At 72.1% G+C, this 22,485-nt stretch carries 16 protein-coding genes and 1 other RNA gene; 14 read left to right on the top strand and 3 right to left on the bottom strand.

Annotated elements, in window-relative coordinates:
• Window positions 1-63: 63 nt before the first annotated feature.
• Window positions 64-3,531 carry an FHA domain-containing protein gene (locus KY5_RS15830; protein WP_098242858.1) on the bottom strand — a complete coding sequence of 1,156 codons (3,468 nt, stop codon included), beginning with the start codon at window positions 3,529-3,531 and terminating at the stop codon, window positions 64-66.
• Between the two features lie 434 nt (window positions 3,532-3,965).
• On the opposite strand from KY5_RS15830, the gene KY5_RS15825 reads away from it, so the two are divergent.
• The 4 genes from KY5_RS15825 (at window position 3,966) to KY5_RS15810 (ending at window position 9,308) form a co-directional block, all read left to right on the top strand.
• Entirely contained in the window at window positions 3,966-5,624 is a 1,659-nt protein-coding gene (locus KY5_RS15825) for a serine/threonine-protein kinase (protein ID WP_098242857.1), read from the top strand.
• Between the two features lie 131 nt (window positions 5,625-5,755).
• The gene (locus KY5_RS15820; protein WP_098242856.1) at window positions 5,756-6,997 is read left to right on the top strand and encodes a serine/threonine-protein kinase; all 1,242 of its coding nucleotides are present in this window, start codon (window positions 5,756-5,758) and stop codon (window positions 6,995-6,997) included.
• Window positions 6,998-7,249: 252 nt separating this feature from the next.
• Complete coding sequence (gene prfB, locus KY5_RS15815; RefSeq protein ID WP_098242855.1) at window positions 7,250-8,356, top strand: peptide chain release factor 2; 1,107 nt, start codon at window positions 7,250-7,252, stop codon at window positions 8,354-8,356.
• 289 nt (window positions 8,357-8,645) lie between these two features.
• Window positions 8,646-9,308, top strand: a complete 663-nt coding sequence (locus tag KY5_RS15810) for an LPXTG cell wall anchor domain-containing protein (protein ID WP_098242854.1) — start codon at window positions 8,646-8,648, stop codon at window positions 9,306-9,308.
• 181 nt (window positions 9,309-9,489) lie between these two features.
• Here the strand turns inward: KY5_RS15810 and KY5_RS15805 are convergent, their stop codons facing one another.
• Window positions 9,490-9,681, bottom strand: a complete 192-nt coding sequence (locus tag KY5_RS15805) for a hypothetical protein (RefSeq protein ID WP_098242853.1) — start codon at window positions 9,679-9,681, stop codon at window positions 9,490-9,492.
• Between the two features lie 240 nt (window positions 9,682-9,921).
• Here KY5_RS15805 and ftsE point away from each other — a divergent pair, with 240 nt between their 5' ends.
• The 6 genes from ftsE (at window position 9,922) to dacB (ending at window position 15,579) form a co-directional block, all read left to right on the top strand.
• Window positions 9,922-10,611 (top strand): cell division ATP-binding protein FtsE, encoded by a 690-nt coding sequence (gene ftsE / locus KY5_RS15800; protein ID WP_098242852.1) that lies wholly within the window; start codon window positions 9,922-9,924, stop codon window positions 10,609-10,611.
• Between the two features lie 53 nt (window positions 10,612-10,664).
• Entirely contained in the window at window positions 10,665-11,582 is a 918-nt protein-coding gene (gene ftsX, locus KY5_RS15795) for a permease-like cell division protein FtsX (protein ID WP_055550727.1), read from the top strand.
• A 78-nt stretch (window positions 11,583-11,660) separates the two neighbouring features.
• On the top strand, window positions 11,661-12,857 hold the full coding sequence (locus KY5_RS15790) for a S41 family peptidase (RefSeq protein ID WP_098242851.1): 1,197 nt from the start codon (window positions 11,661-11,663) through the stop codon (window positions 12,855-12,857).
• A gap of 18 nt (window positions 12,858-12,875) precedes the next feature.
• Window positions 12,876-13,397 carry an SsrA-binding protein SmpB gene (gene smpB, locus KY5_RS15785; protein ID WP_098242850.1) on the top strand — a complete coding sequence of 174 codons (522 nt, stop codon included), beginning with the start codon at window positions 12,876-12,878 and terminating at the stop codon, window positions 13,395-13,397.
• Between the two features lie 134 nt (window positions 13,398-13,531).
• Window positions 13,532-13,901, top strand: a transfer-messenger RNA (tmRNA) gene (ssrA, locus tag KY5_RS15780).
• An 85-nt stretch (window positions 13,902-13,986) separates the two neighbouring features.
• The gene (gene dacB / locus KY5_RS15775) at window positions 13,987-15,579 is read left to right on the top strand and encodes a D-alanyl-D-alanine carboxypeptidase/D-alanyl-D-alanine-endopeptidase (RefSeq protein WP_199843098.1); all 1,593 of its coding nucleotides are present in this window, start codon (window positions 13,987-13,989) and stop codon (window positions 15,577-15,579) included.
• On the opposite strand, the gene KY5_RS15770 is transcribed toward dacB, so the two are convergent.
• The gene (locus KY5_RS15770) at window positions 15,503-16,756 is read right to left on the bottom strand and encodes an MFS transporter (RefSeq protein WP_098242848.1); all 1,254 of its coding nucleotides are present in this window, start codon (window positions 16,754-16,756) and stop codon (window positions 15,503-15,505) included. The two genes, dacB and KY5_RS15770, sit on opposite strands and share 77 nt — an antisense overlap.
• Before the next feature lie 83 nt (window positions 16,757-16,839).
• Between KY5_RS15770 and KY5_RS15765 the strand changes: the two genes are divergently transcribed.
• The 4 genes from KY5_RS15765 to KY5_RS15750 all read left to right on the top strand — a co-directional run bounded on the left by KY5_RS15765 (window position 16,840) and on the right by KY5_RS15750 (window position 22,416).
• The gene (locus tag KY5_RS15765; RefSeq protein ID WP_098242847.1) at window positions 16,840-17,874 is read left to right on the top strand and encodes a LysR family transcriptional regulator; all 1,035 of its coding nucleotides are present in this window, start codon (window positions 16,840-16,842) and stop codon (window positions 17,872-17,874) included.
• Window positions 17,875-18,119: 245 nt separating this feature from the next.
• Complete coding sequence (locus tag KY5_RS15760; protein WP_098242846.1) at window positions 18,120-18,854, top strand: hypothetical protein; 735 nt, start codon at window positions 18,120-18,122, stop codon at window positions 18,852-18,854.
• Window positions 18,855-19,057: 203 nt separating this feature from the next.
• Window positions 19,058-21,193, top strand: coding sequence for a glycosyltransferase (locus KY5_RS15755; RefSeq protein ID WP_098242845.1), 2,136 nt, complete (start codon window positions 19,058-19,060; stop codon window positions 21,191-21,193).
• Complete coding sequence (locus KY5_RS15750; protein ID WP_098242844.1) at window positions 21,190-22,416, top strand: acyltransferase family protein; 1,227 nt, start codon at window positions 21,190-21,192, stop codon at window positions 22,414-22,416. The genes KY5_RS15755 and KY5_RS15750 overlap by 4 nt, the downstream gene beginning before the upstream one ends.
• The last annotated feature ends 69 nt before the right edge of the window (window positions 22,417-22,485 follow it).

The following is a 22,485-nucleotide window of genomic DNA, read 5'->3' as shown; positions in this document are numbered from 1 at the left end:
CACAACCCTCGGTGCGGAGTACCGAAAAGGCGGCATTCTGCACCGGAAACGTACAGAGCACCTCTAGAGAAGGGACGGCACCTGTTCCGCCGAAACGGACCGCGCAGCCCGCTCCAACGCGCTGGCGAGCAACGCCAGATCCGTCGGCCCGTTCCCCAGCTCCCGGACGGGCCGCCGCGCGGGCGGATCCCCCATCCGGTCCCACTCCAGCGGAACGACCGTGGGCCGCAGCGTCGACGTACGGGGAATCCGCCCGGTCACCCGGCCCGCCTGGAAGGCCGTACCCCGCCCGTCGGGCGAGCGCAGCTCACCCCGTCCGGGCGCGGGCTCCTCGGGGCCCGGTGCCACCGCGTCGAGGACCACGCGGAGCGACGCCCGCCGCCCCAGCTCGGTCTCCGGCATCCGCTCGCTGCGCCCCGTGGCCACCACGAGATGCACCCCGAGCCGCTCCCCGTCCCGCGCGACCGCTTCGAGGGCGCGGACGACGGATCCGGCGGCGGGCCGCCCCGGCGAGCCGAGCGCGGGCGAGAGCAGCGCGTCGAAGTCGTCGACGAGCACCACGAGCCGGGGCAGCGGCGGCCCGGGGTCCACCCGGGCGCGCGCCGCCGCCGGGCGCAGCCGCAGCGTGGAACTGGGCGGGGCATCGAGGTCGCCGTCGGACAGCTGCGCGGGCACGTGCACCGCGCCGGAAGCCCCGGAGGACCCGAGGGAACCGGCACCCGCGCTCGCACCCGCACCGGCTCCGGACGTCGCGCCGGACGGCTGCGAGCGCTGCGCGACCATCCGCCCCGACACCTCCCGCTGCGTGTGCCACTCGGCGAACCCGAGCCTGCCGAGCAGCTCGGCCCGCCGCTTGAGCTCGGCGGCGAGGGACTGCGCGAACTCCCGCATCCGCACGGGGTCGTTGGCGACGAGGTGGGTGGTGACGTGCGGCAGGTCCGTACAGACACCGAGCCCCGTGGTCCGCCGCTCGGCCCCGCTCCCCGTGCTGTCCCGCCCGTCGACCAGGACGATGCCGAGGCGGTCGGGCCGCTCGGCGGCGGCCAGCGACGCGGCGACGGACCGCAGCAGTTCGGTACGCCCGCTGCCCCCGGGGCCCTCGGCGAGCAGATGCGGTCCTTCGGCGACGAGATCGGCCACGACGGGCCCGCGCGGCCCCGCGCCGAGCACCGCGAGGGCGCGTCCGCCGAGCGCGTCGGGATCGTCGGCCGCCGCGGCCCACCGCGCCATCAGCGAGGCGGGGGTGGCCCTGGCGAGCCCCAACTCGTCGAGCAGCCTGGCGGCTTGGGGCAGCGGCGCGGACACGCGCGCGTGCCCCTCGCCCGCCACGCCGTCCGTCCGCAGCGGGGCGAGCGCCCGCGCGAACCGCTCGGCCCAGGCCGCGGAGACCGCGTCCACGGCGGCGACGGTGCCGTGCCCCGCGGGGCGGCCACCGGCCGTCCGCATCAGCCGCAGCGCGGTCGCCACGTCACCGCTGAGCAGCGCGACGGCGCCGCACGCGCGGAAGGCGGGCGACACCGAGCAGGCCGCTTCGTAGGTGTCGGCGACCGGCGACGCGGGGGACGCGGCCACGGTCTCTGCGAGGCACACCACGTGGATCCCGGCCCGCGCGCCGTCCCCGGCGAGCCGGACGGTGGCCTCGCGCAGCCCGGCCGAACCGGGGTCGCCGTCGACGACGACCACGGTGTAGGGCCCCGGTGCGCCGGTGTCGGCACCGGCGCGCTGGTCGGCGATGCGGTCGTCGAGCCGCCGCAGCAGCTCGCCGGTGCGGGCCGCCGCCTGGTCGCGGTCGTAGGCGAGCAGGAGCCTGCAGTCCTGGCCGTGGGTGGGCCGCAGATGGGGGAGCCAGCCGAGCCAGGCCCACTCGGCGACGCGCTCCGGAGTGGGACGCGCGCGGTCCGTGCTGATCAGCACGATCTCCAGGGAGTCGGGGGAGTGCAGCGCGGCGAGCTGCGCGACGACGGCCCTGGCCAGCCCTGTGAGGCGCGCACGGGGCCCGGCGAGGCCGAGCGCGCCCGCCTCCCGCAGGCCGACCGTGACGGGCACGGCGGGCAGCAGGCCGCCCGCGCCGTCGTCGGTGGGCGCGGCCCGGTCGACCGTGCCGAGCCGGACCGCGAGGGCCTCGGGGTGGCCGGGCCCGCGCTCCCAGAGGCGGGGGCCCGGGCCGAGCGCCGTGAGCAGCAGGGCGGCGGGATCGGGCCAGGACTCGGGGGTGCGCGCGGCGGCGGCCACGGCGAGCTCTTCGGGGGTGGGAGCGGGCGGCGCGAAGGCGTCGTCCTCCGGTGCGTACTCCTCGTAGACGTCGGCTTCCTGGCCGCTCTCCCGGCCGCCGGTCAGCCGCCGGGCCCAGGCGGAGAGGCCGCCGCGCTTGCGCAGCCCTCGCGGCACGGTCGTCCCGCGCGCGGGGGTCCCGGTACGGCTGGTGCGCTCGGCCTCGGGCGCGGTGCCCTGCTGCGGCACGACCGGTGCGGTGGGTCCCGTGGGGTTGCCGTGGGCCGCGGGGGCGCCGTACGCGTCGTGGACCTCTCGGCCCCCTTGCGCCCCTGCCGCGCCTTGTTCCCCTCGCGCCCCTTGAAACCTGTCCTGCGTCCCGCCGTGCGTCCCGCCCTGTGCCCTGTCCTGTGTCCCGCCCCGTGTTCCGTACACCCCTTGGATGCCGTACGGCCCCGGTGTGCCGCCGCCGTACGCCCCGTCCCGGACCGTCTCGCCCGCCGCGCCCCAGCCCGCCGTGCCGTACGCGTGGTGGGTGGCGCCCTCGGGGGCGCGGGGCGTCGCCGTCCCCGGTGCCGCGTCGGGGGCGGGGCCGGGGTCGGGGTCGGGGGAGAAGTGCTCGGGCGCCCCCGCGGTGCGCACGCGCACGTGCCCCTCGCCGTCAGGGGCCGTCGGGAGCGTGCCGCCGGGGCCCGCGCCGGAGCCGAGGCCGAGGCGGCCGTCCGCGAGCCGGAGCGCGGACTCGCCGATCCGCAGCAGGGATCCCGGCGCGAGGCCGACCGGGCGCTCCGTGACCTCCCTGCCGTCCACCGACGTGCCGTTGGTGGAGCCGAGGTCGGTGACCGTGACGCGGCCGTCGTCGGCGAGCGTGACCGCGCAGTGCAGCCGGGAGACGTCCGGGTCGTCCAGCGGGACGTCGGCATCCGCCGAGCGGCCGACGCGGATCTGGCCGCCGTGCAGCAGATGGACGCCGCCCGCGTCGGGGCCCGCGACCACGTGCAACTGGGCGGCCGCACCGGCCGGTTCGGGCCCCGGCTCGGCGGGGGCGCCGAGCGAGAGCACCGCTCCGTCGGTCAGCGGGGGCTCGCCGATCGTGCAGCGCTGGGCGTCCAGACGCTCCGCGTCCGCGTAGAGCACCAGGGGGGCGTCGGTGCCCGCGACGGCCGTGGCGAGGCCCGATGCCACCGCCGCGAGAGCGGTCCCCGCGGGCGCGGTGACCAGCACGTCACAGGCGCCGTGCGGGCCGCCCGCCGCTGCTGGGCGGCCTTGCGGCTCGGTCTGGCCGCTGCGCGGCCCGAGGACGGTCAGCCGGATCTGCATCGCCGTCAGCGGTCCCTTCTGCGCTGGGCGCGGCATGGGGACTCGCGCTGTGATTCCCCCCACCGCGCACGGACACGTCGGCCAGTACTGGAGGCATCCTCGCACCTGCCACTGACAACACGCCCGGCGGCCACCCGTAAGTGATCTTGATTGGTCGCCTCTGCTCGGAAAAGTTCCTGCTTGGACCGTTGTGGATATCCGCTCGCGCTCTTGCGGGAAGGGCAATTCGGGACCACTCGGCAACCAATGGCCACGGCTGAGCGTCTTTCCTGCGGACAGCGATCCGGAGGAATCCGGAGGGATGCCGCAAGTGGAAGGGCGGGCGGAATCCGAGCCGCCGGTGCCCCGTTCTGCGGCACTAGAGTGGGTCGGAACATCTTCGGCCGAGGGCCGGAGCGCCACAGACCACCAGGAACCAGCAGGGAGCGCATGACGTGCGGCCGGTAGGCAGCAAGTACCTGCTCGAGGAGCCGCTCGGGCGCGGCGCCACGGGCACCGTCTGGCGAGCCCGCCAGCGGGAGACCGCGGGCGCCGAGGCGGCCGTTCCCGGCCAGCCCGGCGAGACCGTCGCGATCAAGGTTCTCAAGGAGGAGCTCGCCAACGACGCGGACGTCGTGATGCGCTTCCTCAGGGAGCGGTCCGTCCTGCTCAGGCTGACGCACGAGAACATCGTCAGAACCCGTGACCTGGTCGTCGAGGGCGATCTGCTCGCCCTCGTCATGGACCTGGTCGACGGCCCCGACCTGCACCGCTACCTGCGCGAGAACGGACCGTTCACGCCGGTCGCCGCGGCCCTGCTGACCGCCCAGATCGCCGACGCGCTCGCCGCGAGCCACGCGGACGGCGTCGTGCACCGCGACCTGAAGCCCGCGAACGTGCTGCTCAAGCAGGACGACGGCGGCATGCACCCGATGCTCACCGACTTCGGCATCGCGCGCCTCGCGGATTCCCCCGGCCTGACCCGCACCCACGAATTCGTCGGCACGCCCGCGTACGTCGCGCCGGAGTCCGCCGAGGGCCGTCCGCAGACCAGCGCCGTCGACATCTACGGCGCGGGCATCCTGCTGTACGAGCTGGTCACCGGGCGCCCGCCGTTCGCGGGCGGGTCCGCGCTCGAAGTCCTGCACCAGCATCTCAGCGCCGAGCCGCGCCGCCCCTCGACCGTGCCCGACCCGCTGTGGACGGTCATCGAGCGCTGCCTGGACAAGAACCCGGACCGCCGCCCCAGCGCCGAGAACCTCGCGCGCGGCCTGCGCGCCGTCGCCGAGGGCGTCGGCGTGCACTCCACCCCGGCGCAGATCGCCGCCGCCGAGGGCGTGGGCGCGCTGCTCATGCCGGATCCGGCACCGGCCCACGTCCCGGAGACCCCGGGCGCGGCCGATCCCACGCAGGTCCTGCCGAGCAACGCGGGTTCGTACGACCCGAACGCGGCCACCAGCGTCATGCGGAACACCGGCGGCACCGGCGACGCCGACCCCACCTCGGTCCTGCCGCACAACGGCGGCGGCGCCGACCCGACCGCGGTCATGCCGCCGGTCCCGCCGAACGCGCCCGGCGGCGACCCGAACGACCCGCACCCCTGGCAGAACCAGATGCGGGCGGCCCGCGACCGCAACGAACAGACCCAGTACCAGGCGCACCTGGACCCGAACGACGACCCGCTGCGCCGCCGCCCCCAGCGCCAGGTGGCCCGCCCCCAGCAGCAGCCGCAGCAGCGCCCCCAGCAGTACGCGCCGCAGCAGCCCCGCGGCCAGCGTCAGCCGCCGCCGCAGCAGTACGCGCCGCAGCAGCACCAGCCGCAGCACCAGCCCCAGCAGTACGCGGCGCCCCCGCAGCAGCAGCCGCCCCAGCCGCCCGCCCCGCGCGAGCCGCGTCAGCCGAGGCAGCGCAGCTCGAACCCGATGAAGATCCCGGGCCTCGGCTGCCTCAAGGGCTGCCTGTTCACGATCCTCATCCTCTTCGTGGCGAGCTGGCTGGTCTGGGAGTTCAGCCCGCTCCAGGACTGGATCGGGACGACGAAGGGGTACTGGGAGCAGCTGACGGACTGGTACAACACGGTCAGCGACTGGATGGGCAAGATCGGCAACAACTAGCGGCGGTCCCCGGACGGTTCTGCCGACTCTGGGGATTTGTCGACATCTGCAGAGTGATTTCTGCTCCCGGAGTGAAGGTTGGCGGCAATGCCGCGTAGTTTTGTCGCCAACACGCATCCGTAGGAGCAGTCTTGACGCGCAAGATCGGCAGCCGGTACACCGCCCACCAGATCCTGGGCCGTGGCAGCGCCGGCACGGTGTGGCTGGGCGAGGGGCCCGAAGGCCCGGTCGCCATCAAGCTGCTGCGCGAGGACCTGGCCTCCGACCAGGAACTCGTCGGCCGCTTCGTGCAGGAGCGCACCGCCCTGCTCAGCCTCGACCACGCGCGCGTGGTCGGCGTCCACGACCTGGTGGTCGACGGGAACGACCTGGCCCTGGTCATGGACCTCGTCCGCGGCACGGACCTGCGCACCCGCCTCGACCGCGAGCGCCGCATGGCCCCCGAGGCGGCCGTCGCCATCGTCGCGGACGTCGCCGACGGGCTCGCCGCCGCGCACGCCGCGGGCATCGTGCACCGCGACGTCAAGCCCGAGAACGTACTCCTGGACATGCAGGGCCCCCTCGGCCCCGGCGGCGCGCACCCCGCCCTGCTCACCGACTTCGGCGTCGCCAAGCTGATCGACTCCCCGCGCCGCACCCGCGCCACGAAGATCATCGGCACTCCCGACTACCTCGCCCCCGAGATCATCGAGGGCCTGCCGCCGCGCGCGGCGGTCGACATCTACGCCCTCGCCACGGTCCTGTACGAGCTCCTCGCGGGCTTCACGCCCTTCGGCGGCGGCCACCCCGGCGCGGTCCTGCGGCGGCACGTCACCGAGACGGTCGTCCCCCTGCCCGGCATCCCCGAGGAGCTCTGGCAGCTCCTCGTCCAGTGCCTGGCCAAGGCCCCCGCGTCCCGGCTGCGCGCCTCCGAGCTCGGCGCGCGGCTGCGGGAGCTGCTGCCGCTCGTCGCGGGCATGCCGCCGCTCGACGTGGACGAACCGGACACGGAGCCGGGGGTCGCCGACGAGGCGTACGAGGAGTCGGCCCCCGAGCCCCGCGAGGCCGCTCCCCGCCGGGGCGCGGTCCCCCTGGTGCCGGGCTCCGCGTCCGCCGACTCCAACCGCGACACCCACACCTCCATGCGTGTCCCGGGACCCGACGAGCTGGCGGGCGGCGCCCGGGGCACGGCCCGCGCCCCCCGCGCCGCGGGCGCGGCGCGGCCCGGCTCCGCCAAGCACCGGGCGTCGGCCCGGCGCCGCAGGATCACGCTCGGCGTGGCCGGAGCGGTGATCGTCGCCGCGGCGGGCATCGGCACGTGGGCCGCCACGAGCGGCGACGACGCGGAGACGCCGCCTCCGGACAACGTGAACTCGGCGCCGCCCACGCCGTAGCCCCCGGCGGGTGGTGACCTGCGGGAGCGTCGTGGCCGATCGCGCAGTTCCCCGCGCCCCTAGGGGGCGCCCCGTCAGGGGCGCGGGGAACTGCGCGAGCAACCCCCACCGGAGGGGCAGCCGGAAGCAGACCGCCACCAGCCCCGCGCCTCTGGGGCCTGCGCCCCGGCGGAAACCCCTCCGGGCCCGCCGGAGACCCCGCCCCGCTCCCGCAGGGGCAAGGCCGGTTGTCGTAGCCGTTACGCTGGAGTCGTGGCAGTCGTCGATGTTTCCGAAGAGCTCAAGTCCCTCTCCTCGACCATGGAGTCGATCGAGGCCGTCCTGGACCTCGACAAGCTGAGGGCCGATATCGCCGTGCTCGAGGAGCAGGCGGCCGCGCCGTCCCTGTGGGACGACCCGGAAGCGGCACAGAAGATCACCAGCAAGCTGAGCCACCTCCAGGCGGAGGTCCGCAAGGCCGAGGCCCTGCGAGGTCGCATCGACGACCTCGGTGTCCTCTTCGAGATGGCCGAGGAGGAGGACGACCCGGACACCCGTACCGAGGCCGAATCCGAGCTCGTCGCCGTCAAGAAGGCGCTGGACGAGATGGAAGTAAGGACCCTCCTCTCCGGTGAGTACGACGCCCGTGAGGCCGTCGTCACCATCCGCGCGGAGGCCGGCGGCGTCGACGCCTCGGACTTCGCCGAGAAGCTCCAGCGGATGTACCTGCGCTGGGCCGAGCGCCACGGATACAAGACCGAGCTCTACGAGACGTCGTACGCGGAAGAGGCCGGCATCAAGTCGACCACCTTCGCCGTCAACGTCCCGTACGCCTACGGAACGCTCTCCGTGGAGCAGGGCACCCACCGCCTCGTGCGCATCTCGCCCTTCGACAACCAGGGCCGCCGCCAGACCTCCTTCGCGGGCGTCGAGATCCTCCCCGTGGTCGAGCAGACCGACCACATCGAGATCGACGAGTCCGAGCTGCGCATCGACGTGTACCGCTCCTCGGGCCCCGGCGGCCAGGGCGTCAACACGACGGACTCCGCGGTCCGCCTGACCCACCTGCCGACCGGCATCGTCGTCTCCTGTCAGAACGAGCGCTCGCAGATCCAGAACAAGGCGACCGCGATGAACGTCCTCCAGGCGAAGCTCCTCGAGCGCCGCCGTCAGGAGGAGCAGGCGAAGATGAACGCCCTCAAGGGCGACGGCGGCAACTCCTGGGGCAACCAGATGCGGTCGTACGTCCTGCACCCCTATCAGATGGTCAAGGACCTGCGGACGGAGTTCGAGGTCGGTAACCCCGAATCCGTCTTCAACGGCGAGATCGACGGCTTCCTCGAAGCCGGAATTCGCTGGCGCAAGCAGCAGGAGAAGTAAATACCGCCCTGAGCGGCTTTATCGACAAGGCAACTGCTGCCCAATGGGCGGCAGTTGCCTTTTGCGTCACAGTCAGATCTCCGTACGACGGTCAACTGCCCTGATATCGGACATCGCGCACGCAACGACCTTGACGCTGCTGTGAAAAGTGGAAAGGCTAGCGCGCGGCATGCGTATTCCTGGGGCGCGTGTGAGCGGTGGGGGCCGATCGATCGTCCCCAGCGGCCGCGCTGAATCCCGCCCCGGACGCTGCCTCACTGACGATTCAGCTACTGGGGGTAGCAGCCAGATGACCAAGAAGACGCGGATCCGCGTCGCGCGGATAGCCGCCGGCGCCGTGATCGCCGCCGGTGCCTCGCTGACCGCCGCGGGCGCGGCCTCGGCCCTCGACGTCGGTGTCGACCTCGGCGGTGTGGGCGTCGGCGCCCACGCCGACGAGAGCGGCGTCGGTGTCGACGTGGACACCCCGGGTGCGGACGACGACGAGCCCACCGACCCGCCCACCACGATTCCTGAGCCCACCGAGGACCCGACGGACCCGCCCACCACCGAGCCGACGGACCCGCCGGACCCGACGGACCCGCCCACCACGGAGCCGACCGAGCCCACCGAGGACCCGGACCCGACCGACGACCCGACGGACCCGCCCACCTCGGACCCGAGCGACCCGGGCCACGACAACGGGAACGGCGGCGGCAACGGCGGCAACGACACCGACCCCGACGGCGGCGGCTCCACGCCCGTCGAGCAGGGCAAGGGCAAGGACAGCCTGAGCGACACCGGCTCCAAGCCGGTCGAGCAGGGCGGCAACAAGGGTGAGAAGGGCGAGCTGGCCGAGACCGGCGCCGCCGAGACCACCTTCCTGGTGATCGGTGCCGCGACGATGATCGCCGGCGGCATCGGCTTCCGCATCCTGCCGCGCCTGGTCGGCAACCGCGGCGCCGCTGCCTGACGAGGGCGACGGCGCGTGCGGCGTACCTGAGGTGCGCGACGTACGACGAAGGGCCCGGAGCTTTCCGAAGCTCCGGGCCCTTTCGGGTGTCCGGTCCGGGTCACCCTGAGTCACCCGTGTCGGTTACCTGTGCCTCGTGTCAGCGAGGCGTACCCGACGCGTGACTCTCTGTGTGCCGCCGCTATGCGGTCTGGTGGGCGAGCAGCGCCACCGCCGCGATCAGCACGACGAGCAGCGCTATCAGTGCCGCGGGATTGAGCCCCGCGAAGGGCCCCTCCAGCTGCAGGCGCTCGCGATTGGCCCGGCACACGGGGCAGCGGCCTTCACTCACGGGCGCTGCGCAGTTCGCGCATACCAACCGGTCTAGGGTCATGCGCTTCTCCTCCCGCACAGTCTCAGCCTGCCCAACGCTAGGGGGAACTCAATCGTTCCCCCTACCACTGTGCCAGCTTCCGCGGATTTCGGCGCGGCCCGCCCCCTCTCGACGGTTTCCGACCGTTCCGCTCCCCGGTACTTCCGAGACAATCCGCGCAACTCCGGACGCCGACTGCGCTCGCGTACCGGCTTCGCGTATGGTCACGCTCACCTACCCCCGGCAAACCGTGGTGCATCCGTGATCCGATTCGACAACGTCTCCAAGGCCTACCCGAAGCAGACCCGCCCCGCTCTCAGGGACGTCTCCCTAGAGATCGAGAAGGGCGAGTTCGTCTTCCTGGTGGGTTCCTCCGGCTCCGGAAAGTCCACTTTCCTGCGTCTTGTCCTGCGCGAGGAGCGCACCAGCCACGGCCAAGTGCACGTCCTCGGCAAGGACCTCGCGCGCCTGTCCAACTTCAAGGTGCCGCACATGCGCCGCCAGCTGGGCACCGTCTTCCAGGACTTCCGCCTCCTGCCCAACAAGACCGTCGGCGAGAACGTGGCCTTCGCGCAGGAGGTCATCGGCAAGTCCCGCGGCGAGATCCGCAAGTCCGTGCCCCAGGTCCTCGATCTCGTGGGCCTCGGCGGCAAGGAGGACCGGATGCCCGGCGAGCTCTCCGGTGGTGAGCAGCAACGAGTGGCGATCGCGCGCGCGTTCGTCAACCGGCCCAAGCTCCTCATCGCCGACGAGCCGACCGGCAACCTCGACCCGCAGACCTCGGTCGGCATCATGAAGCTCCTCGACCGGATTAACCGGACCGGCACCACCGTCGTGATGGCCACCCACGACCAGCAGATCGTGGACCAGATGCGCAAGCGGGTCATCGAGCTGGAGGAGGGCCGCCTCGTCCGCGACCAGTCGCGCGGCGTGTACGGCTACCAGCACTGACGACCCCGCCTCGCCCGTACCGTCTGATCCACCTGATCCACTGAAAGGCCGCCATGCGCGCCCAGTTCGTCCTGTCGGAGATCGGCGTCGGTCTCCGTCGCAATCTCACGATGACCTTCGCGGTCATCGTCTCCGTAGCGCTCTCACTCGCCCTCTTCGGCGGCTCGCTGCTCATGCGTGACCAGGTGAGCACGATGAAGGGCTACTGGTACGACAAGGTCAACGTCTCGATCTTCCTGTGCAACAAGGCCGACGCCGAGCAGGACCCCAAGTGCGCCAAGGGCGCCGTCACGAACGAGCAGAAGGACCAGATCCTCGGCGATCTGAAGAAGATGCCCGTCGTGGACAAGGTCGCGCACGAGTCGGCCGACGAGGCGTACAAGCACTACAAGGAGCAGTTCGGCGACTCCCCGCTGTCCAGCTCGCTGACTCCGGACCAGATGCAGGAGTCGTACCGCATCAAGCTGAAGGACCCGGAGAAGTACCAGGTGGTCGCGACCGCCTTCTCGGGCCGGGACGGCGTGCAGTCCGTGCAGGACCAGAAGGGCTATCTGGACAACCTCTTCGGGCTCCTGAACGGCATGAACTGGGCGGCGGTGGCGGTGATGGCGCTGATGCTCGTCGTCGCGCTGATGCTGATCGTCAACACCGTGCGCGTCTCGGCGTTCAGCCGCAGGCGGGAGACCGGCATCATGCGGCTCGTCGGCGCGTCCAGTTTCTACATCCAGATGCCGTTCATCATGGAGGCCGCCGTCGCCGGTCTCATCGGTGGCGGCGTGGCGTGCGGAATGCTGCTCGTCGGGCGGTACTTCATGATCGACCACGGTCTCGAACTCTCCGAGAAGATCAACCTGATCAACTTCATCGGCTGGGACGCCGTGCTCGCGAAGCTGCCCCTGGTGCTCGCGATCGGCCTGCTGATGCCCGCGCTTGCCGCGTTCTTCGCGTTGCGCAAGTACCTCAAGGTGTGACAAGAGACCTCTGCACGTCAGGGCGCCGTACGGTTCAACGAGCCGTACGGCGCCCCTGGTTGTCCTAGACTCACCGGCATGTCAGGCCCCGACCGGTTCGTCGACCGGTTCTCCCGGCCCCGCCGCATCCGCCGCGGGGCGACCCTGACATTGGTCTTCGCGAGCGTCCTCGCCACCGGCGCGGCCACCGGCTCCTGGAGCGACGCGGCCGACGAAGGCCCGAAAACCTCCCCTCCTTCCGTACGCTCCGACGCCCTGAGCCCCCCGGAGGGCGACGCGGGCACGGCGGACGAGGCGGCCGACGCCGCGGCCGAGGCCATGGCGGACGGCAAGTCGGGCAAGAAGGCCGCGGAGGACGCGGTCAGCCGCAGCGGGGACCGCTGGGGATCGGTGTACTCGCAAGGGGAGTACAAGGAGTTCGAGCAGGCCCTCGACGGCGCGTACACGGGCGTCGGGCTCTGGACCCGGCGCGCCGCCGACGGCCGCATCGAGGTCTCCCGGGTCCAGAAGGGCGGCCCCGCCGCCAAGGCCGGTGTCCGCGAGGGGGACAGGCTGCACTCCATCGACGGCGAGCACGTCACGGGCCGCCCGGTCACCGAGGTCGTCGCCCTGCTGCGCGGCGACCGCGCGGGCACCCCGGTGGTCCTGGGCATGGAGCGCGGCACGCGCGCGTGGAGCCGGACGCTGCGCAGGGCCAGGCTCTCCACCGACTCCGTCACGGTCGGCGCGCTCCAGGACGGCGCCGCGGTGATCAAGGTCGACGCCTTCACCAAGGGCTCCGGAGAGGCCGTGCGGACCGCCGTCCGCGACGCACCCAAGGGCGCGGGCATCCTCCTCGACCTGCGCGGGAACTCGGGCGGCCTGGTCACCGAGGCGGTCACGGCGGCGTCCGCGCTCGTCGACGGCGGTCTCGTGGCGACGTACGACGTACGGGGCGAGCAGAAGGCGCTCCACGCCGAGCGGGGCGGTGACACGGCGAGACCCGTGGTCGTGCTCGTCGACGGCGGCACGATGAGCGCGGCCGAGCTCCTCACGGGCGCCCTTCAGGACCGCGGCCGCGCGGTCGTGGTGGGTTCCCGGACGTTCGGCAAGGGTTCGGTCCAGATGCCGAGCAGGCTGCCCGACGGTTCGGTGGCCGAACTGACCGTCGGCCACTACCGCACCCCGGCGGGACGGGCCGTCGACGGCCGGGGCATCACGCCCGACCTGGAGGTCGAGGACGGGGCCGAGGGCCGGGCCGAGACAGTATTGACTGGCCTCGGACCCCCCTCGTAGTGCGAAAATGGCCGCACTATGGCGAAGGAAAAGGTTAAGCGCAAGGCCGCGAAGGCCAATGAGAAGGCCCCTGCCCGGAAGATGATCGCGCAGAACAAGAAGGCGCGGCACGACTACCACATCCTGGACACCTACGAGTGCGGCCTGGTGCTGATGGGCACCGAGGTCAAGTCGCTCCGGATGGGCCGGGCCTCCCTGGTGGACGGCTTCGTGCACATCGACGGCCACGAGGCGTGGCTGCACAACATCCACGTCCCGGAGTACGTGCAGGGCACCTGGACCAACCACTCGGCCACGCGGAAGCGCAAGCTCCTGCTGCACAGGGCCGAGATCGACAAGCTGGAGTCGAAGGCCCAGGAGTCGGGTCACACGATCGTGCCCCTCGCGCTGTACTTCAAGGACAGCAGGGTCAAGGTCGAGATCGCCCTGGCCAAGGGCAAGAAGGAGTACGACAAGCGGCAGACGCTGCGCGAGAAGCAGGACACCCGCGAGACGAACCGCGCGATCTCGGCGGCGCGGCGGCGGCAGGGGATCGCGTAGCACCCGGGGCCCCAGGAATACGCTGGCATCGTCGGCCGTTGGTCACGTACGATGGACAACGTCCCTCAGGCAGGGACGCTGAGCCCCTTTCGCGGGGGCGCCGGGCCGAAAGGCCCACCTTGAAAAATCAACATGGGGATGATCGGTTTCGACAGCGGATGTCGAAGCAGGGGAAGCGTGTCGAGGAAGCGGCAATGATCTCGTAAACCATATGTCGCAAAAAATAATCGCCGATACCAAGCGCGATTCCTTCGCCCTCGCTGCCTAAGTAGCGACTTGCGAAGTGTCAGCCCGGGGGTGTTCCCGACCCGGATCCTGGCATCAGCTAGGGAACTAAACTTCTAGACCCGGTCACGGGGCCTAGGAGGAAATCAAACAGTGACTGGGCCCGTCGGCGACTTGTTCGCGAGATTGCCGGGGCCGAGAAAATCGCAGCGAACTGCACACGGAGAAGCCCTGGTTCTGCACCGTTGGACGCGGGTTCGATTCCCGCCATCTCCACAAACCCCATGTGACAACAGAGGCCCGAGGTCGACACGACCTTCGGGCCTCTGTTGCGTCCGCCCGTCTTCCGGGATGCTCCAGGGCCATGAGTAGACCCGTGAGACGCGTCCCCGCCCGCATGCGCCACTGGATCTGGCCCGCCGTCCTCGGCGTCGCCGCCGCCACCCTCTCCTGGAGCGCGCCCGCCGGGGCCGAATCCGACCGCAGCGGACTGCCCGAAGCCATCGACACCATCCTCGGCGACCCCCGCATGGACGGCGGCGCGGCGAGCGTGGTGATCGCCGACGCCGCGTCCGGCGACGTCCTCTACCAGCGCCAGCCCAGCGGTCGCCTCGTGCCCGCCTCCAGCACCAAGATGCTCACCTCGGCCGCCGCCATGGCGCTGCTCGGCCCTGACCACCGCTTCACCACCGACGTCCTGGCCGACGGCGAGCGGCACGGGCGCGTACTGCGGGGAGACCTGTACCTGCGCGGCACCGGCGATCCGACGACGCTCGCCGAGGACTACGACCAACTCGCCGCGAAGGTCGCCGACTCGGGGATCAGGAAGGTCTCGGGGCGGCTCGTCGCCGACGACACCCGCTTCGACGACCACCGGATCGGTGACACCTGGGGCGGCGACGACGAATCCTCCTACTACGCGGCGCAGATCAGCGCCCTGAGCGTCGCCCCCGACACGGACTACGACACGGGCACGGTCATCGTCGAGGTCGCGCCGGGCAGGCGGGCCGGGGACAGGCCCCGGGTGAGCGTGACGCCGAAGACCGACTACGTGGACATCGATCTGCGCGCGAGCACCGTCGCGGCGGGCGGCCGCGACACCATCGCCGTGGAGCGGCGGCACGGCGAGAACACCCTCACCGTCAGCGGCACCGTCCCCGTCGGCGCCGCCCCCGCCAAGGAGTGGGTGACCGTGTGGGAGCCGACCGGGTACGCGGCCGCCGTCTTCCGGGACGCGCTGACCGCGCACGGGGTGCGGGTGACCGGGCCGACCAGGACGGGCGTCGCCGCCCCCAGGAGCGCGCGGCAGCTCGCCACGCACGACTCCATGGCGCTCAAGGACCTCCTGATCCCGTTCATGAAGCTGTCCAACAACATGCACGCGGAGTCCCTGACCAAGGCCATGGGGTACGAGGCGACCGGCAGGCCGGGGAGTTGGGGCGACGGGATCGAGGCGATCGGCGGCTATCTGAAGGGCATCGGCGTCGACCCCGGCACGCTGCGCCAGGTCGACGGCTCCGGTCTCTCGCGCAAGAACCTGGCCCCCGCCGGCCAGTATGTGAAGCTGCTGCGGGCGGTGCGGGGCGAGCCGTGGTTCGCCGACTGGTACGCGTCCCTCTCGGTGGCCTGCGTCCCCGACAAGTTCGTCGGCGGTTCGCTGCGCTCGCGGATGTGCGGGACCCCGGCGGCGGGCAACGCCCGCGCGAAGGTCGGGTCGTTGACGGGTGCGTCGGCACTGTCCGGCTACGTCACGGACAAGGACGGCCGTGAACTGGTCTTCAGCATCATCCTCAACAACTATCTGGCCGCCTCGGTGAAGCCCTTGGAGGACGCGATCGTGGTGACCCTCGCGTCCTCGACCGAGGACGAGGCCGTGCTGGTCAAGCCCCGTTCGACACGCGGGGCCGAGCGGGCGGGGGAGCTGGAGTGCGCGTGGCGCAAGCCTGCGCGCTGCTGACGAGCAGGGCGCAGCAGGCGGCGGCGACGGGGACCCCGTAGCCCACGGTGGGGCCCAGGTGCTCCACCGCCCAGCCGCCGCCCGCCGCGCCGCCCGCGATGCCCCCGAGCAGCCCGGTCACGGCGAGCGTCATGCCCTCGTTGAGCCGGTCCCTCGGGGTGCGCTCCTGGACGAGCGTCATGCCGGTGACCATGGTGGGCGCCGTCGCCATCCCGGCGATCAGCAGCGCTCCGGAGAGGGCGATCAGCGAATCGGTGACCGCCACGGCCAGCAGCGGCAGCGTCATCAGGGCCGCCATCGCCGCGCCGCACAGCAACTGCCTGCGGACCAGCGTTCCGCGCGGTTTCGCCGCTCCGTAGACGAGGCCCGCAGCGCACGACCCCGCGGCCTGGAGGGCGAGGACGGCGCCCGCCGCCGACTTGTGCCCCTGCGCGTCGGCGAAGGCGATCGTGACGACTTCGAGCGAGCCGAAGACAGCGCCGGTGGCGAGGAAGGCGACCAGGAGAGCGGGCATCCCGCGCGCGCGGAGCGGCGACGGGCTCTCCGGGGACGTTTTGGTACGTCCGTGGGGCGGGGGTTCCGTCGCGCGCTGGGCGGCGAAGACCAGCACGCCGGTCAGCAGCAGGACCACGCCGATCAGGGTGCCCGCCTGCGGGAAGAGCGCGCCGCAGAGGAAGGCGGCGAGGACGGGGCCGAGCATGAAGCAGAGCTCGTCGGCGGCCTGTTCGAAGGAGTTGGCGGTGTGCACCGCGGTGGCGTCGCCCTGGAGCAGATGCGCCCAGCGGGCCCGGGACATGCCGCCCGTGTTGGGGGTCGTGGCCGTCGCGGCGTACGAGGCGAAGAGCGTCCAGTCGGGGGCTCCGTAGCGCACGCAGAGCAGCAGGGAGAGCGAGCCGAGCGCGGCGAAGGCGGTGGCGGGGACGGCGACGCGGGCCTGGCCGTGCCGGTCCACGAGCCGCGCGGTCCACGGCGCGACGACGGCGGTCGCGGCGAGCCCCGTCGCGGTGACGGCCCCGGCCAGGGCGTAGGAGCCGCGGGCCCCGGAGATCATGATCACGGCGCTCACGCTGAACATGCCCATGGGCAGGCGGGCGATGAGGTTGCCGACGGTGAACGCGGCGGCGCCGGGTATCGCGAAGAGGCGGGCGTAGGGGTTGCGGGTCGGGTGACGGGGCATGGGCCCACCCTCGCCGCGGGTGATCGGTGGGGTCCAACACCTGTCACGCGCCCATTCACGCAGCTGTGTTGTAGGTTCCTGCGATGACCGCGGACTCGTCAGGACCTGTCGTACGACCGGAAGTAGCGGCGGGCGCTTCGCCGGACCCCGTCGTACACCGTGATGTGGACCCGAGGCTGCTGCGCGGCTTCGTCGCGGTCGCGCGGGAGCTGCACTTCACGCGGGCGGCCGGTCGGCTGTACGTGGCGCAGCAGGCCCTGAGCCGCGATGTCCGGCGCCTGGAACGGGAGTTGGGCGCCGAGCTCTTCGTCCGCACCACCCGGCAGGTCACGCTGACCGCCGAAGGCGAGCGGCTGCTGCCGTACGCGCGCCGGGTGCTCGCGGCGCAGGACGACCTGGTCGCGGCCTTCACGGGGGCGGCGCGTCCGCTGCTCGTCGATCTGAACAGTCCAGGACTGGTCTTCGGGCGGGTGCTCGCGCGGGCCCGTGAACTCGCCCCGGACTGCGAGCTGATGGCCCGCTTCGAGAGCGGGCTCACCGGCGCCGCGGCCGAGATCGCGGCGGGGCGCGTCGACGTCTCCTTCGGCCGGTTCGCGGGCCTCGACCCGGCGTTGCGGTCCTGCCTCGCCCAGCAGCCGGTGCGGTACGAGCCGATGGCCGTCCTGCTGCCTCAGGGGCATCCGCTCGCGGAGCTCGACGCGGTGCCGCTGGACGCGCTCGCGGGCGAGACCGTGTACGCGGGGGCGGGCAACCCCCGCACGCTGGAGTGGACCGACCTCGCGCGGCGGCTGTTCGAGGGGCGCGGCATCGAGATCGCGCCACCCGCGCCGCTCGCCGTCGGCGCCGAGGAGTTCGGGCGGCTCATGGCGAAGAAGCGCAATCCGGTCCTCGCCGTGATCGACTTTCCGGCCATGCCGGGCGCGGAGCTGCGGCCGCTGATCGATCCCGTTCCGCTGTCGCCCGTGTCGATGGTGTGGCGAAAGGGCCTGGTTCATCCGGGAGTTACCGCTTTGCGTGCCGCGGCCGCGGAACTCTCGGCGGAGGAAGGATGGCTGGAGAAGCCCGTCGGTGGATGGGTTCCCGCCACAGATGCACTCATCATGATGAGTCGAATGTGACTCAGAACAACACCTGACACCGCCGTGCGCTACATTCATGGCCCGGGTGAGGTGTGATAGGGGGAGCGCTCGGAGCGGGTGGGGGCCCGGTCCGGACGACAGGCATCCGGGGTCGTACGCGCACCCGAAGTCGGTTATGTGGGGGGTTGTGCGTACGCATGCAAACTTGGCGAGAAGATGACCTATCTGGTCACACTCATGATCCGAACGAGGTCACCGTTCAGATCGACGGACTGGGACGGCAGTTGGCGGACCTGCCCGTCGCCTTCGGGGCGGGACAGGAGACGGCGGCCGCCGAAGGCCCCGTCTTCGTCGACGAGACGGGCCGCCGCAGCCGCAGGTACCGCAGGCTCGGTGTGGTGGTCGGCCTCGCGTGCGCGGTCTACGCCGTGATCATCGTGGGCACCCTGCTCTCGGGGAACTCCAACGCGCCCTGGCTGCCGGTGCGGGGCCCCGAAGGCGACCACCCCGCGAGCAAGGTGGACACGCCCGACCGCCCGGCGGACGCCATAGCGCCGACCGCGAGTTCCGGTGTGACGGCCTCGGCCGACAGCGACACGCGGGGGACCGAGGGGACGGCGAAGCCCGGTACCACCGGCGAACCGGACCCCAAGGGCAGCGGCGACACCGGCGGCAAGCCCGGCGCCTCCGCTGATCCCGACCCCACGGACGGCGGCGGCAGGCCCGCCCCGGGGCCCGACCCCACGGGCGGCGGCGACCCCGCCCCGGACCCGACCGGTGGCCCCGGCTCCGGTCCCGGTACCGGCCCCGGTCCGGATCCCACGGTCCCGACCACCCCGCCCACCGACCCGTCCACGGAGAACCCGGGAACGGGTGGCGACGGCGGTGGCGGCAACGGCGGCGGTGGTGCTGGTGGCGGTGGCGGTGCCGGCGGTGGCGAGGTCCCCGTCGGTTACACCGCACCCGCCCCGAACGCCCCGGCGGACACCCGGTCCTCCGCGGAGGACGCACGACGATGAACTTCCGCACCAACAGGGGCCGGTCCGACCGCCCCTCGTACCGGCACGTCTCGATCGGGAACGGTCCCGGTCCCGCGGCGGGCGGCGGACCGGGACGAAGCCACCGGGGCAAGGGAAGCCGCCGCAGCACCAAGGCACCGGCATCAGCGCCGGCCTCAGCACCTGCACCTGCACCTGCCTCAGGGCGGCGCCGCCGCCTCCCCATGCGCTACCTGCTGCCCTCGCTGCTCCTCGTCGCGCTGCTCGCGATGCTGATGCTGCGCGGGTACGTCCACAGCGAGATACTCGCCGACCACCGCGTCCGGCCGCCCGCGCCCACCGGTCACGTACCGGAGAAGATCCTGGAGGGCGGCCCCGTCATCGACACCCGGGGCGGCCGTGAGTCCACCCTGAGCGTGCCCGACCACCGGCTCGTGCTCACCTTCGACGACGGCCCGGACCCGGAGTGGACCCCCAAGGTCCTCGACGTCCTCAAGGCACACCACGCGCACGGCGTCTTCTTCGTCACGGGCACCATGGCCTCGCGCTACCCCGACCTGGTCAAACGCATGGTCGACGAGGGCCACGAGGTCGGCCTGCACACCTTCAACCACCCCGACCTCTCCTACCAGTCCACGAGCCGCATCGACTGGGAGCTCTCCCAGAACCAGCTCGCCCTGGCCGGGGCCGCGGGCATCCGCACCTCGCTGTTCAGGCCGCCGTACTCCTCGTTCGCCGACGCGATGGACGACAAGTCGTACCCGGTGACGCGGTACATAGGCAGCCGCGGCTACCTCACCGTCGTGAACAACACCGACAGCGAGGACTGGAAGCGCCCCGGCGTCGACGAGATCATCCGCAGGGCCACGCCCCAGGGCGGCGAGGGTGCCATCGTCCTCATGCACGACTCCGGGGGCGACCGCTCGCAGACCGTCGCCGCGCTCGACCGCTTCCTGCCCCAACTGGCCAAGCAGGGCTACGAGTTCGACAACCTGACGGAGGCCCTCGACGCGCCGAGCGCGCACACGAAGGTCACCGGCGTCGAGCTGTGGAAGGGCAGGGCCTGGGTGTTCCTGGTCGGCGCGTCCGACCACATCACCGACGGGCTGGCGGTGGCGCTCGCCGTCATCGGCTTCCTGGTCTTCGTCCGCTTCGGCCTGATGCTGCTGCTCTCCGCCGTGCACGCCCGGAGGGTGCGCGGACGGAACTTCCGCTGGGGCCCACCGATCACCGAGCCGGTCTCGGTCCTCGTCCCCGCCTACAACGAGGCCAAGTGCATCGAGGCGACCGTCCGTTCCCTGATGGCGAGCGACCACCCCATCGAGGTGATCGTCATCGACGACGGCTCGTCGGACGGCACGGCACGCATCGTCGAGGGGCTGCGCCTGCCGAACGTACGCGTCGTGCGCCAGCACAACGCGGGCAAGCCCGCCGCCCTCAACAGGGGCCTGGCGAACGCCCGTTACGACATCGTCGTGATGATGGACGGCGACACGGTCTTCGAGCCCGCGACCGTACGCGAACTGGTGCAGCCCTTCGGCGACCCGCGCGTGGGCGCCGTCGCGGGCAACGCGAAGGTGGGCAACCGCGACTCGCTCATCGGGGCCTGGCAGCACATCGAGTACGTGATGGGCTTCAACCTCGACCGCCGGATGTACGACGTGCTGCGCTGCATGCCGACCATCCCGGGCGCCGTCGGCGCGTTCCGGCGCTCGGCCCTGGACCGGGTCGGCGGCATGAGCGACGACACGCTCGCCGAGGACACCGACATCACGATGGCTCTGCACCGGGACGGCTGGCGGGTCGTGTACGCGGAGGACGCGCGCGCCTGGACCGAGGCCCCTGAATCGGTCCAGCAGTTGTGGTCGCAGCGCTACCGCTGGTCGTACGGCACGATGCAGGCGATCTGGAAGCACCGTCGCGCGCTCGTCGAATCGGGCCCGTCGGGCCGCTTCGGCCGCGTCGGCCTCCCCCTCGTATCCCTCTTCATGGTGCTGGCCCCGCTCCTGGCCCCGCTCATCGACGTGTTCCTCCTCTACGGCCTGGTCTTCGGCCCCACCAAGAAGACCGTCGCCGCGTGGCTCGGCGTCCTGGCGATCCAGGCGGTCTGCGCCGCCTACGCCTTCCGCCTGGACCGCGAACGCATGACCCATCTGATCTCGCTGCCCCTCCAGCAGATCCTCTACCGGCAGCTGATGTACGTCGTGCTGCTGCAGTCCTGGATCACCGCGCTCACCGGAGGCCGCCTTCGCTGGCAGAAGCTCCGGCGCACGGGAGCCCTGGGAACACCCGGCTCGCCGCCGCTCGGATCCATTCCCCGGCAGCGGACGGGCGGCAACGATCGGAGCAGTGTCGTATGAGCCACGGATATGTGCCCGGGAAGACCCGGCAATCCCCAGTCCCCCCTTCTGCTCCCTTCGTCGCTCCGGCTGCCGCCCCCAAGAAGCCGGGCGGGGGGCGGGACCGCTACCTGGACCTGCTGCGCTCGCTCGCACTCGTCCGCGTCGTGGTCTACCACCTGTTCGGCTGGGCCTGGCTGACGATCCTCTTCCCCTCGATGGGGGTGATGTTCGCGCTGGCGGGCTCGCTGATGGCGCGTTCACTCAAGCGCCCCGCCTGGGGAGTGATCAGGGGCCGGATCCGCCGACTCCTGCCTCCCATGTGGGTGTTCAGCGCGGTCGTGCTCTTCCTGCTCTTCGCGGGTGGCTGGAACGTGGGCGACGACCCCGACCACGGGGGCACCTGGGGCCTGGCGAGCATGCTCAACTACGTGTTCCCGGTGGGCGCGCCGCCGTTCCCCTGGAACCTGGGGGACAAGGCGGGCCTCCTCGAGGACACCTGGCCCGCGCAGGCGGCGGGCCCGCTCTGGTACATCCGCGCGTACCTGTGGTTCGTGATCGCGTCCCCCCTCCTCCTGTGGGCGTTCCGCAGGCTCCCGTGGCTGACGCTGCTCGCGCCGCTGGCGCTGACCGCGGTGGTCGGCACGGGCGTCGTGACGATCCCCGGCGAGACGGGCAACGCGGTCTCGGACTTCGCGGTGTACGGCAGTTGCTGGGTCCTCGGCTTCGCCCACCAGGACGGCCTGCTCGCCCGTGTCCCGCGCTACCTCGCGGTGTCGGTCTCGGCCCTGGTCATGGCCTTCGGCCTGTGGTGGGCTTCGGGCCATCTCGGCCCGGACGGCTGGGACTTGAACGACATCCCGCTGGCCCAGGCGACCTGGTCGTTCGGCTTCGTGGTGATCCTGCTCCAGTACGCCCCGTCGTGGCAGGAGCTGCCGGGGAAGCTGGCGAGGTGGGACAAGCTGGTGACCCTCTCCAACAACAGGGCGGTCACCATCTACCTCTGGCACAACTTCCTCATCATGGCGACGGTGCCGATCATCGACATGGCGTACGACCTGCCGTTCATGGAGGACGAAAGCTGGAGCTCGGCGCTCGACACGACGTACATGCTCTGGATGCTGCTGCTGATCTGGCCGTTGATCGGCCTGATGGTGGTGGCCGTGGGCTGGGTGGAGGACCTGGCGGCGAAGCGCCGCCCGAGGCTGTGGCCGAACGGGGCGAAGGCGCGGCGCGCGCGGTAGGCGGGCGCGTGGGACTGCGGGGCCGTGCGGCTGTGGCGTGCGGTGACCGTACCGACGCGTTGCGCAACT

The organism is Streptomyces formicae (genome assembly GCF_002556545.1).
In the GTDB taxonomy this organism is placed as follows: domain Bacteria; phylum Actinomycetota; class Actinomycetes; order Streptomycetales; family Streptomycetaceae; genus Streptomyces; species Streptomyces formicae_A.
Note: the sequence above shows the minus strand (reverse complement) of the source record. Positions and strands in the feature narration are given on the sequence as shown.